Source organism: Devosia sediminis (assembly GCF_016411825.1).
Classification (GTDB): Bacteria; Pseudomonadota; Alphaproteobacteria; order Rhizobiales; family Devosiaceae; genus Devosia; species Devosia sediminis.
In genome coordinates this window covers 74929-87419 of sequence record NZ_JAEKMH010000005.1, presented here as the reverse complement: position 1 = coordinate 87419, position 12491 = coordinate 74929, and the positions used below count along the sequence as shown (strand labels likewise).

11 protein-coding genes are annotated in these 12491 nt (G+C 65.5%); 5 read left to right on the top strand and 6 right to left on the bottom strand.

Annotated features, from left to right (window positions below; genetic code table 11):
• Positions 1-112: 112 nt before the first annotated feature.
• Together JEQ47_RS18680 and JEQ47_RS18675 are read right to left on the bottom strand one after the other, a co-directional pair.
• Complete coding sequence (locus JEQ47_RS18680; protein ID WP_198877956.1) at positions 113-1087, bottom strand: aldo/keto reductase; 975 nt, start codon at positions 1085-1087, stop codon at positions 113-115.
• Positions 1088-1207: 120 nt separating this feature from the next.
• On the bottom strand, positions 1208-1873 hold the full coding sequence (locus tag JEQ47_RS18675) for a GntR family transcriptional regulator (RefSeq protein ID WP_198877955.1): 666 nt from the start codon (positions 1871-1873) through the stop codon (positions 1208-1210).
• A gap of 252 nt (positions 1874-2125) precedes the next feature.
• On the opposite strand from JEQ47_RS18675, the gene JEQ47_RS18670 reads away from it, so the two are divergent.
• Positions 2126-3406 carry a Gfo/Idh/MocA family protein gene (locus tag JEQ47_RS18670; protein ID WP_198877954.1) on the top strand — a complete coding sequence of 427 codons (1281 nt, stop codon included), beginning with the start codon at positions 2126-2128 and terminating at the stop codon, positions 3404-3406.
• A 73-nt stretch (positions 3407-3479) separates the two neighbouring features.
• On the opposite strand, the gene JEQ47_RS18665 is transcribed toward JEQ47_RS18670, so the two are convergent.
• The gene (locus JEQ47_RS18665) at positions 3480-3824 is read right to left on the bottom strand and encodes an endonuclease domain-containing protein (RefSeq protein ID WP_198877953.1); all 345 of its coding nucleotides are present in this window, start codon (positions 3822-3824) and stop codon (positions 3480-3482) included.
• Positions 3825-3973: 149 nt separating this feature from the next.
• The gene (locus JEQ47_RS18660) at positions 3974-4486 is read right to left on the bottom strand and encodes a hypothetical protein (protein ID WP_198877952.1); all 513 of its coding nucleotides are present in this window, start codon (positions 4484-4486) and stop codon (positions 3974-3976) included.
• Between the two features lie 175 nt (positions 4487-4661).
• Between JEQ47_RS18660 and JEQ47_RS18655 the strand changes: the two genes are divergently transcribed.
• Together JEQ47_RS18655 and JEQ47_RS18650 are read left to right on the top strand one after the other, a co-directional pair.
• Positions 4662-5378: an ABC transporter ATP-binding protein gene (locus JEQ47_RS18655; RefSeq protein WP_198877951.1), complete on the top strand. Its 717-nt coding sequence runs from the start codon at positions 4662-4664 to the stop codon at positions 5376-5378.
• Positions 5378-7927: an ABC transporter permease gene (locus JEQ47_RS18650; RefSeq protein ID WP_198877950.1), complete on the top strand. Its 2550-nt coding sequence runs from the start codon at positions 5378-5380 to the stop codon at positions 7925-7927. Before JEQ47_RS18655 ends, JEQ47_RS18650 begins: the two co-directional genes overlap by 1 nt.
• A gap of 292 nt (positions 7928-8219) precedes the next feature.
• Here the strand turns inward: JEQ47_RS18650 and JEQ47_RS18645 are convergent, their stop codons facing one another.
• A complete protein-coding gene (locus tag JEQ47_RS18645) occupies positions 8220-9092 on the bottom strand; it encodes a LysR family transcriptional regulator (RefSeq protein ID WP_198877949.1) in 873 nt (290 codons plus the stop codon).
• Between the two features lie 109 nt (positions 9093-9201).
• Between JEQ47_RS18645 and JEQ47_RS18640 the strand changes: the two genes are divergently transcribed.
• Positions 9202-9825 carry a class I SAM-dependent methyltransferase gene (locus JEQ47_RS18640; protein ID WP_198877948.1) on the top strand — a complete coding sequence of 208 codons (624 nt, stop codon included), beginning with the start codon at positions 9202-9204 and terminating at the stop codon, positions 9823-9825.
• A gap of 126 nt (positions 9826-9951) precedes the next feature.
• Entirely contained in the window at positions 9952-11475 is a 1524-nt protein-coding gene (locus JEQ47_RS18635) for a helicase HerA domain-containing protein (RefSeq protein ID WP_198877947.1), read from the top strand.
• Positions 11476-11620: 145 nt separating this feature from the next.
• Here the strand turns inward: JEQ47_RS18635 and JEQ47_RS18630 are convergent, their stop codons facing one another.
• Entirely contained in the window at positions 11621-12487 is an 867-nt protein-coding gene (locus tag JEQ47_RS18630; RefSeq protein WP_198877946.1) for an aldose 1-epimerase family protein, read from the bottom strand.
• Positions 12488-12491 lie beyond the last annotated feature (4 nt).

Genomic DNA, 12491 nt, shown 5'->3' with positions numbered 1-12491 from the left:
CAGTACCAACGCGTGCGATTGAAACGCTGCACCCTCGAAAACCGTCATTGCCCGGCTTGTCCGGGCAATCCATTCCGCTGCCATAGGCATTGAGCACGCGTGTGCGAGACCGTCACACCCCGCCGCGGATTTCCGGCTTCACATTGTCCTCGTACCATTCGCCGAGCTGCTTCATCAGCGCCGGGAAGAGGCTCTTGCGCTCGCTCGCCGCGACGTTCTCGGCAATCTGCTCGGGCTTCGACACGCCGGCAATGACGGTCGACACTTCCGGATGGTCCAGCACCCAACGCAGTGCGAACTGGTTCATCGGCAGGCCTTCTGGCGCAAAGCCCTTGAGCGTCTGCACCAGTTCGACGCCCTTTTCATAGCGGATGCCGGCAAAGGTCTCGCCCACCGAAAAGGCTGCGCCGTCGCGGTTGTAGTTGCGGTGGTCGCTGTCGGCAAAGCGCGTATTCTTGTCGAACTTCCCGCTGAGCAGGCCGCTGGCCAGGGGCAGGCGCACGATGATGCCCACGTCCTGCGCCGCCGCCTGGGGCAGCAGGTCCTTGGCCGCATCCTGGCGCAGGAGATTGAAGATGATCTGCAGCGTCGCGCAGCCCGGCTGCTTGAGGCAGAGCAGGCCCTCTTCGATGGTTTCGACGCTGGCGCCCCAGTGCCGCACCAGGCCCTCGGCCTGCAATTCATCCATCCAGCGGAAAATGGCGCCGTCGCGCAGCACTTCGCCCGGCACGCAGTGAAGCTGGGCCAGGTCCAGCGCCTGCACGCCCAGCCGCTTGGCCGAACCAACGAGGCTGTCGCGCAGCGCCTGCTTGGAATATTTGTTGGGGTAAAGCGTGCTGGCGCGCCCGAGCTTGGTGGCGACGACAACATTGGGTCCCTTGGCATGGGCGCCGATCCGGCTTTCCGAGAGCCCGTTGCCATAGACGTCGGCCGTGTCCCAGAAGGTCACGCCGGCATTGAGCGCATGGGTCAGGATCGAGTCAGAGGTGTCGTCGTCGACCGGGCCGAAATCGCCGCCCAACTGCCAGCAGCCGAGACCGATTTCGCTTACTTCGTATCCGGTCCTGCCCAGCCGCCGCGTCTTCATGCATAATTCTCCTGTTGGCCCTTGGCCTTGGCTGCACCCTAGGGGTGCGTCCCCGCGAGAACAAGGCCGAGAGGGGAACATGCGTCCATCCGCGCCGGTTCCACGCGCCGGACGCCGGTCTCACTCGAAATAATCGGGGAAATCCTCGATCGTCTGGGTCAGCAGCACTTCGGCGCGGCCCAGATGCGCACGCATCGCCGCTTCGGCGGCCTCGACATCGCCCTTGCCCACCGCCTCGGCGATCTGTTTGTGTTCGGCAATGGCGCGCTGGCTCGAGGATACGCCCAGCGTCAGGTAGCGTACCCGGTCGAGCTGCATCTTATGGTCGTCGATGAGCTGCCAGGCATATTCGACGCCGGCCAGCCGGGCCAGCGTGCGATGGAAGAGCTCGTCCAGCTTGTGAAAGCGGCGGCTGTCATTGGCGGACGAGGCCGCTTCCTGGTCGGCGATCAGCTTGCCCAGCACATCCCCCACATTGGGTCCGGGATGGCTGGCGACGCGGCGGATGATCTCCACCTCGATGCTTTCGCGGATGAACCGGCTCTGGCGCACGCCATCGGGCGAAATCTTCTTGACCACCGTGGCGCGCTTGGGACGGATCAGCAGCAGCCCCTGCTGCGCCAGCCGGATAAAGGCTTCGCGCACCGGCTGGCGCGACACGCCATAGCGCCCGGCAATGTCGCTTTCCGAGATCACGTCGCCGGGCTTGAGGGCCATGCTGACGATGTCGTCGCGCAGCGCCACGACGACGCGCAGTGCAATGGTCCCTTCGAGCGCGTCGCCCACCTTGGCTCCGTTCCGGTGTGATTCCCTCTCTGGACCATGGGACGAATGGCCGTTCGGCTGATGGTCTCGTTTCGTGTCTTCCACAGCTTTCTGGCCCCAATCCGCGCAACGCGCTGCCCTGCGCACCGCGTGCCGCCCGAGAATTGTACAAAGAAACAGTACATTTCCGCAATCTTGTATGGTAGATGACTGTCGCGCGCAGCCGGAGGAGGCGGCGCCCTGATTTTATGTCGAGACTGGGAGACTGAACCAATGGCCAAGACCTACGCGCTTGTGGGCACCGGTGGACGCGCACGCATGTTCTACGAGGCGATCCTGGGGCCGCATCGCGAACAGTCCCGGCTCGTGGCCCTGTGCGACACCAACCAGGTGCGCATGGACTTCACCAATGCCGTGATCGCCGGCGAGCTCAAGGGTGAGGCCGTCCCCACCTACAAGGCCGCCGATTTCGGCAAGATGATTGCCGAGACCAAGCCCGACACCGTCATCGTCACCTCGATCGACCGCACCCATCACCAGTACATCATCGCCGCGCTCGAAGCCGGTTGCGACGTCATCACCGAAAAGCCGATGACCACGGATCCGGAAAAGTGCCAGGCCATCCTCGACGCCGTCGAGCGTACCGGCAAGCAGGTCCGCGTCACCTTCAACTACCGCTATGCCCCGCACAATTCGGCGCTGCGCGAACTGATCGCCGAAGGCGCCATCGGCAAGGTCACCTCGGTGCATTTCGAATGGCTGCTCGATACCCGCCACGGCGCCGACTACTTCCGCCGCTGGCACCGCGACAAGCGCAATTCGGGCGGCCTCATGGTCCACAAGTCGACCCACCATTTCGACCTCGTGAATTTCTGGCTCGGCACCGAACCCGACACCGTATTCGGCATGGGTGACCTCAAATTCTACGGCCGCGCCAATGCCGAGGAACGGGGCGTCTTCACGCCCTATACCCGCACCACCGGCGTCGAGGCCGCCAAGGGCGACAAGTTCGCCATCGATCTCACCGCCAATCCTGTGCAGAAGGGTCTCTACTGGGATGGCGAGAAGGAAGACGGGTACCAGCGCGACCAGAACGTCTTTGGCGATGGCATTTCCATCGAGGACACGATGAATGTCATGGTCCGCTACCGCAACAAGGCGGTGATGACCTATTCGCTCTATGCCTATGCCCCCTGGGAAGGCTTCAACGTCGCCATCAACGGCACCGGCGGCCGCCTCGAGCTCACTGTGCACGAGAATTCCTACATCAATGCCGGCGCCGGCTCCGAAACCGAAGGCGCCGCCAAGGGCGTAAAGCTTTATCACTTCCCGCTCCACGGCGAACCGCGCGTCGTCCCCGTCAAGCATGGCGAAGGCGGCCATGGCGGCGGCGACAAGATCATGCTCGAGGAAATCTTCGGCAACGCCACCCCGCGCCCCGGCTACGGCGCCAACCACCGCGACGGCGCCCTCTCCATCCTCACCGGCATCGCCGCCAACAAGAGCTTTGCCACCGGCTTGCCGGTCGACGTGAAGACCTTGGTGAAGTTCTAGCAACAACCGCAGACGTCACCCTCCCCCTTGAGGGGAGGGTAGCGACGCTTAGGCCCGCAGGGCCTTGGCGAAGCTAGGGAGGGGGTTGGTTGTCAGTTAGCGCCTCGATCAGCACCTGGAACACCCCATCCGCATGGCGCATCACTTGCTCGTTGGTGAAGCGCAGGACGCGATATCCTTGAGCTGCCAGTGCAGCGTCGCGGACCTGATCCCGGAGGGGCCCAGTGCCCACAAAATGGGTTTCCCCATCGATCTCCCCAACCACCCGCGCCTTGTGGCTGACGAAGTCCACGACATATGGCCCCATCGGCACCTGCTTGCGGAAATGGTATTGCCTGCGCAGGCTCTCGATGATCTTCCAGAACCGGATTTCTGCCGGAGTTGGGTTCCTTCGGAGCTTTCGCGCCAGTTGAGACAAAACCCCCTCCCAAGCTGCGCTATGCCTCCGGCAGGCTCAGCTACCCTCCCCTCAAGGGGGAGGGTAGCAACGCTAGGCCCACTTGGGCCCTAGCAGAGCTAGGGAGGGGGTGAACCTGCCCTAACAGAGCGTACCCAGCGGAAATCCCCCTACCGTCCGAAGGGCACGCTTGCGGTCAGCACTTCACCTGAATTGTTGAACTCGACCTCGAAGTCGACGGTGATGCTGTCATTGACCAGCACGATGCGGGCGCCGATGCGCACGTCGCTGCCGGCCCGGTCCTTCTGCTGCTCGCGCAGGTCGAAGCTGATCGTGTCGCCCGACTGGCGCCCGACGGCAAGGCCGGTATAGCCGGCATTGGAGCTCATCGCCGCTTCGTATTTCCGGTCGGCTTCGTTGAAGGCGATGGTGCCGCTGATCGAGAGCGTCGCATTCACCAGCGTGCAGCGGCCGGTATAGTTGATCTTGCCCAGATTGCCCTCGGAAACGCCGAGGCGGCAGCGGAAGGGTTCGGGCTGGTCGCCGCCGACCAGCGCGCCTTCGCCGCTCCAGTTGCCGATATAGGATTTCAGCAGATCGAGTTCGCCTTGCGCGGCGGCCGATCCGGCCGCAGAACCCAAAACCATCAATGCGACCAACGCCGCCCGCAGCCAATTCGTCACGTTTTTCCCCTCAAACCGGCGATTGCGCCTATCTCTGCCAGCAAGCCTTGCACCATACCAGTAAAAACAAGAAGAAATTGACGGGATTGTTACGAATCAATCACCCACTATCGAGTAAAAAACCGCGTGGGGACGCAGGTTTGCCTGCAATGGGTTATGAGGGGAGAGCCGGGTTATGAATTCCGGACCGATTATCGATGCGCGCGATGTGGATTACAGCCTGGAGATTGCCGGGCGTCCCTTGCACATCCTGCGCAAGGTGTCCCTTACCGTGCTGCCGTCCGAAGTGGTCGCCATTGTCGGCCCATCGGGCAGCGGCAAGACTTCGCTGCTGATGCTGCTGGCCGGCCTCGAAAGGGCCACCGGCGGGGTGGTCGCAGTCAATGGCAGCGATCTGGGCGCCATGAACGAGGATGAGCTGGCCCGTTTCCGCCGCCATACCCTCGGCATTGTCTTCCAGTCCTTCCACCTCATTCCCTCGCTCACCGCGCTCGACAATGTCGGCCTGGCGCTCGAAATCGCCGAGCCTAACCTCGGCATGGCCCAGGTCCGCGAAAAGGCCGCCGCCGCGCTTGCCGCCGTAGGCCTCGGCGACCGCCTCGATCACCGCCCCACCGCGCTGTCGGGCGGCGAGCAGCAGCGCGTCGGGCTTGCCCGCGCCACGGTCGCCAACCTGCCTTTGCTCCTTGCCGACGAACCCACCGGCAATCTCGATCAGAAGACCGGCGCCGTGGTCGTCGACCTGATGTTCGATCTGGCCCGCCGCAACCGGACCGCCGTCGTCATGATCACGCACGACCCCGCTCTGGCCGCCCGCGCCGACCGCGTCTTCACCATGACCCAGGGCCAGCTCACCGAAACCACCGCCAAGACCGCGCCGGTGAGCCTCTGATGGGTTCGCTCTGGTTCTCCATTCGCACCGGCCTTCTGGATATGCGCGGCGATCTTCGCCGCTTCCTGCTGCTGGTCGTCTGTCTCGCTGTCGGCACCGCGCTGATTTCCGGCGTCAATTCTGTCGGCACCAGCATCACCCGCGCCATCGAAGTGGGTGCGGCGGAAATCATGGGCGGCGATATAGAAATTTCCCGCGCCGATCGGCTCGCCACGCCTGATGAAATCGCCGCGCTCGACCAGCTCGGCGATGTCGTCGCCGTCATCGACACCAATCTGCGCGCCGAAACTTTCGAGAGCGAGGCCTTTGCCGATGTCAGCGCCGTGGGCGGGGGCTACCCCCTGCTTGGCGCCGTCCGCAGCCCGCAACTGACTGATGGCACCGACCTTGCAACCCTGCTCGCCCCCGACGACCAGGACCGCCATGGTGCCCTCATCGATGGCATCATGCTCGACCAGCTCGGCATATCGGTGGGCGACAGTTTTGGCCTCGGGGGCACCGAATTCATCGTCCGCGGCACGCTCCAGCAATTGCCCGATGGTCCCGTCCGTGGCTTCCGCCTCGGCATGCCGACGCTGATTTCCAGCGACGGTTTTGGTGTCGTCAGCGACCGCACCTCGCCCCTGCCCGGCCTCGGCACATGGTATCGCTACAAGCTCGTGCTCGATGATCGCAATCTCGAGGCGGGCCTCGACGCCGTGGTCATGGCGCTCGAGGGACGCGGCTGGACCATCCGCACCGCGCGCGACAGCCTGGGGCAGATGGTGCGCTATTACGATCTCTTCATGCGCTTCCTCGTCATTGTCGGCCTGGGCTCGCTGCTCATCGGCGGCGTTTCCGTCTGGACCGGCATGCGCGCCTATATCGCCGAACGGTCCGGCGTCATCGCCGTGATGCGTTCCATCGGCGCCGGCCGCCGCCGCGTCTTCATCCATTTCTTCGCCCAGGTCGCGGCCCTTGCCTTGGTCGGCGTCGTCATCGGCCTCGTCATCGGCGCCAGCACCGCCTGGCTGATCCTGCCCTTTATCGGCGCGGCCGTGGGCATCCCCCTGGCGCCAGCGATCTATCTCGAACCCCTGGTCATCGCCGCCGGCACCGGCCTCGTCACCGCCTTCGCCTTCGCCTACCTGCCGCTGCAGCAGGCCCAGACCATCCGTCCGGTCCTCCTGTTCCGCTCCAAGGGCCTCGATGCTCCGCCGGTGGATTGGCCGGCGCTGCTGCTCTCCTGGCAGGTGCTGCCACTGGTCGTGGCTATCCTCGCCTTTTTCGGCCTCGCCTGGCTGATGACGGGCGATGCGGCGCTGGTCGCCGCATTTGGCCTGGCCGCCGCGCTGGGTGCGGGCCTGTTCGATCTCTTCATACGCCTCGCCCAGGCCGTCTTCAGGCGCCTGCCCGAGGCCGGGCCGCGGATCTGGCGCCATGCCGTCCACGCCATTGCCGGCGCCGGGCAGAATGCCACCACCGTCGCCATTTCGGCCGGCATGGCGCTGACCATGCTCGTCATCGTCCTCGTCATGCAGACCAACCTGCAGCAGGAATTCCTGGGCGCCTCGGCCTTCGACGCTCCCACCCTGGTGGGTTCCGATCTTTTCCCCGATGAAGTCGAGCACCTGGAGGGCCTGGCCGCCGAGGGCAATGGCTTTGCCCGTTTCGTGTCCACCCCCATGCTGCGCGGGGCGCTCGTCGATGTGAACGGCACCCCGGCTGACCAGCTCGTCACCCGCGGCCCGGAAGCGACCTTCCTTCTCGCCGGTGAAGTGCCGCTGACCTTCCGCACCAATCTACCGACCACGTCCCGCATCACCGCCGGCGCATGGTGGCCCTCCGACTATACCGGCCCCGGCCTCGTCAGCCTCCACCAGAGCCTCCGCAATGGATTGGGCGTCGATCTGGGCGATACGCTCACCTTTTCGATCTTCGGCGAAGAGGTCACCGTCACCATAGCCAGCTTCCGCGATTACTCCTGGCAGGGCGGCATCGACTTCCTCGCCACCTTCTCGCCCGGGGTCATCGACAACTATCCCACGACGCTTTTTGCAGCCGTCACCGCTGCCCCGGGTCAGGAAGAGGCGGTCGGCAGGTTCCTCGCCACCGAACTCCCAGATATTCGCTTCATCTCGGTGGGCGATACGCTCAAACAGGTGACCGACGCGTTGGGCCAACTCTCCTTTGCCGCAAGCCTCGTCGGGGGCCTGGCAGTCGGCAATGGCCTGCTGGTGCTGATCGGCTCGCTCGCGACCGGCCGCCGCCAGCGCGAGGCCGATGCGGTCATCACCAAGGTCCTCGGCGCCACCCGCCTCGATCTCATCGCCACGGCAGGTCTGCAATACCTGCTGCTGGCGCTGCTGGCCGCCATCCCTGCCCTCATCCTCGGGCTCGGCCTCGGCCGCGTGGTCAGCGAGCTGATGCTGGCCGTGGATTTCACCATCAAGCTCGACATCGTCCTCGTTGTTCTGGCCGTGGCCATCGCCATCACCGCCATTCTCGGCGCCATGACCATCTGGCGCGCCGTCTCGACAAGACCCGCTCTGCTGCTGCGCGATCTTTAACCCCGCAGGCTGTCACCCCGGCGAAAGCCGGGGCCCACCCTGAGATCGCAAGATGGCTCCGGCTCAAGGCCGCGATGACAACGCACTGTTCGAAAATTAGCCCAGCACCCCGCGCCGCCCTCGGGCTCGACCCGATGGCCACTCGCCACATCGCGGTCGCCTTGGCTGGCCCTCGGATCAAGTCCGAGGGCGGCTCCGTGTGTAGGCTTCGGTCTGGGTGCCTGAATGGCGTCTCCCCTCCGTCGTCATTGCCCGGCTTGACCGGGCAATCCATCTCGCACCCTCGACGTTCTTACGAAAACGCCTCCACCAGCATGTCGAACACCAGCCGGATCCGCCGGCTGGTATGCAGTTCCCGATGCGTCACCAGCCAGACTGGCACGGGTATCGGCTCGAGGTCAGGCAGCGCCACCACGACGTCAGGCGTCAGCCGTCCCACCGCCTCCACCATCCCGCCCAGGGCCAGGCCCTTGCGCACCCATTCCCAGCCGGTCATGCCGCTCTGGGTCACGAGCCGGAAATTGGCCTGGCCCAGCGGCACGCCGCGGGCCCGCACCATGGCGATGAAGTCCGCATTGTCCCCCATGCCACCCACGAAATCCCCGCGCGCCAGGTCCTCCCCGGTCCTTGGATTTCCCATCCGCTCGAGCAGGTCAGGCGCGGCATAGATAAAGGCATCGGTATCCTTGCAGCGCCGGGCGATGAGCCCGTCCTGTTCGGGCCGCAGGTGGCGGATGGCGATGTCGGCTTCGCGCCGCATGAGATCGCTGATCGAGCCGGTCGCCAGCACCTCGATGCGAATGGCCGGCGCCTCCCGCCTGATGCGCTCGAGCACGGGCGGCAGCACATAGCCGGCATAGATGTCGGCGACGGTGATCCGCACCACGCCCTCGATCGCCTGCGACTGGCTGGTGGCCGTCATCGCCACGCGTTCGGCCGCTTCACCCATGTCCCGTAGATGGGAAACCAGCGACTGCCCGGCCTCGGTCAGCACAAGCCGCCGCCCGACCCGCTCGAAAATCGCTAGCCCCAGTTCCGCCTCCAGTGCCGCGACCTGCCGGCCCAGCGTCGGCTGCGTCAGGCCCAGTCGTTTGGCCGCCGCCGACAGCGATCCGGCCTCCACCGTGGTCAGCAAGGCTCGAAATTGGTTCCAGTCCGACGGCACAACACGTCTCCCTTATGCAAAAAAGCATAACGAAACTGCCAATTTCTTCAATTTCGTTCTTGTGCGGCCAGCGCTAATCTTCACGCAGTTGAGAAGCAGAGGCTTTGCCATGGCTGAAATGAGCGCGTTCTGGGACCGGCTGGCGGACAAGTATGCGGCCCAGCCCATTGCCGACGAAGAGGCCTATCGCACCAAGCTGGCGCGCACCCAGGCCTTTTTCACCCCCGACATGGACATCTTTGAATTCGGCTGCGGCACCGGTGGCACCGCCATCACTCACGCCCCCTTCGTACGCTCGGTCCGCGCCGTGGACTTTTCCGCCGGCATGCTCGACAAGGCGCGCGAAAAGGCCCGCGCCGCCGGTGTCACCAATGTCAGCTTCGAGCAGGGCGACATCACCACCATGCCGCTGCCGGCCGCCGGCTATGACATGGTCCTTGGCCTCTCCATATTGCACCTGATGCAGGACCGCGACGCCGTCGTCGACCGGGTCTTCGCCATGCTCAAGCCCGGCGGCCGCTTCGTCTCCAGCACTGCCTGCATGGGCGGGCCGCTGAAACTCCTGGCCCCGGTGGCTGCCCTGGGCAAGCTGCTCGGCAAGCTCCCGCAGATCGGCTTCATGAGCCACGACGACCTCCGCGCCACCCTGACGCGCGCCGGCTTCGTCATCGAGCAGGACTGGCAGCCCAACCCCAAGGCCGCGGTTTTCATCATCGCGCGCAAGCCGGGCTGATCAATTTGTGGAACCGGCTTTAGCGTGACACTCGAATCGCCGCGGTTCGTGCTAACAGTCCGTTAGCAAATTGTAGCCGTGCGTCAGCCTTCCGCTGGAAACGGGACGCATCCAGCCGGAGAAAAGATGCAGGTCGCCATCGACATGGGACAGAGCCGCACGGACGGCGCCGCCCATATGGATCTCGAGGAATTGCTGGCTACCCGATTGTTGGTGCAGGGCAATTCCGGGTCCGGCAAGTCGCATCTCTTGCGCCGCCTGCTCGAACAATCCGCCCCCTGGGTGCAGCAATGCGTCATCGATCCCGAGGGCGATTTCGTCACGCTTTCAGAGCGCTACGGACATCTGGTGGTCGACGCGACCCGCACCGAGGCCGAGCTGACCCGCATCGCCGCCCGCGTCCGCCAGCACCGCGTCTCGGTCGTCCTCAATCTCGAGGGCCTCGATGTCGAGCAGCAGATGCGCGCCGCCGCCGCTTTCCTCGGCGGCATGTTCGATGCCGATCGCGACTACTGGTATCCGGTCCTGGTCGTGGTCGACGAAGCCCAGCTCTTTGCCCCCGCCGCGGCAGGCGAAGTGTCTGATGAAGCACGCAAATTGTCCCTTGGCGCCATGACCAACCTGATGTGTCGCGGCCGCAAGCGCGGCCTGGCCGGCGTCATCGCCACCCAGCGCCTGGCCAAGCTCGCCAAGAATGTCGCGGCCGAAGCCAGCAACTTCCTGATGGGCCGCACTTTTCTTGATATCGACATGGCCCGCGCCGCCGATCTCCTGGGCATGGACCGGCGCCAGGCCGAGCAGTTCCGCGACCTCGCCCGCGGCCATTTCGTTGCCCTGGGCCCCGCCATTTCGCGCCGCCCGCTGCCGATCACCATTGGCGCGGTCGAAACCTCGGCCCGCTCCACCAGCCCCAAGCTGACCCCGCTGCCCGAGGCGCCCGTCGACGCCGCCGACCTGATCTTCACCCAGGATCCGGAAGAACTGGCGCGCCCGATGGTGCGCCGCCCGCCCCCGCCGCCGCCGCCTTCCACCAATGAACTGCTTGCCCAGGTCGCCGAAGCCCGCGCCCGGGCCCGCGCCGAGGCTCCCGCCGAGCCGGTCTCGCTTTTCCCCGAGATCGACGCGGCGGAGCGCGAGGCCATGGTCGCCGCGGTGATGGAAGAGCTGATGAGCGATCCCGATGCGGGGTTCCGCACCACCGCCCAGCTCTATCAGGATTTTCTGGTGCGCTGCCGCATCCGCCGCGTGCCGGGCGAGCCGCCGGCGCTGCCCGCCTTCAAGCGCCTCCTCGCCGTTGCCCGGGTTGCCCCGGACGCCGAGACCGCGGCCTCCGACGGTTGGCAGCAGGCGCTGACGCTGTCCGAAACTCTGACCGACGACGTGCAGGGCGTATTCCTGGTCATTGCCCAGGCGGCGCTGACCGGCGCCCCCTGCCCGTCCGACGCGACGCTGGCCCGCCTCTACGGCACCCATTCGGCAAGCCGCGCTCGGCGCCTGCTGACCTGGTTCGAGGAACGGGGCCTGATCGTGCTGCGCACCGATTTTCGGGGTGCGCGCATCGCCGCCTTCCCGGACCTCGGCGCCGAAACCGCGCCCGGCGATCCCGCCGGTCCCGATGCGCTCGCAGACGAACGCGGCGCGGCGGAATAACGAGAGCCCCCACCCTTGATCCCTCCCCAAAAGGGGGAGGGAGACAGTGAACACGGTCTCCCGATGCCTGCGCCTCCCTCCCCTTGATGGGGAGGGAATGAGGGTGGGGTGACGCCGCCGCATTGGCCGCAATGGAGACTTGAACCTAGCCCCTGAGCTCCGCTCTGAAGCTATAGCGCGCCACCGCGCCCGGCCCCAACAGTTCCGAATAGGGCCGCTCGCTGAGCTCGTCCGAACCCCCCACTTCCGCCGCCGTCCCGTGCCAGGGCTCAAGGCAGATGAAGCCCGCGCCGGGCTTGGTCCAGAGCGCCAGATTGGGCAGGTTTTCCCAGATGAATTCGATGCTCGGTCCCGTTTCGGGCCCATAGCGCAGGCCGGCGCCCGCGCCCTCAGGGAATACCATCGCGTCCTGCGCAAAGTCGTCGTGCCGCAGCTCGAGGCGTCCCCTGACGAACGGCGAGGCCAGCGCCTCGGGGGTCACCAGCCCGCCCGACAGACGGTGCAAAGCGGGCTCCCCGCCATCTTCGAGGGTTACGCTATGCACCTGCCCGGCTGCGCCCGGTAGCGGCCAGGCAAAGGCGGGATGAAAGCCGATGCCATAGGGCATGACCCGTGTGTCGCGATTGGTCACCTCGGCACTCACCACCACGGCCCGCCCTTCGACCCGGTGCTCGACATCGAGCTGGAAATCGAATGGATACATGGCCTTGCTGGCTTCCGAGGCGGTGAGGCGATACACGCAGCGATCGCTTTCCTCGGTCACCAGCTCGAAATTGCTGCGCCGGGCAAAGCCATGCTGGCTCATCTGGTAGCGCTCGCCTGCAATGGTCAGGCTGTCATTGGGCGCCTTGCCCACGATCGGAAAGAGGATGGGCGAGCGGCCGGTCCAATAGGTCGCGTCGCCATGCCAGAGCCAGTGGCGGCCGTCGCGGGTCTGCATGGATTGCATTTCCGCGCCCAGCGCCGCGACATCGACAGTCACCTGGTCATTGGCGATACGGGTCAGTTGCATGCGC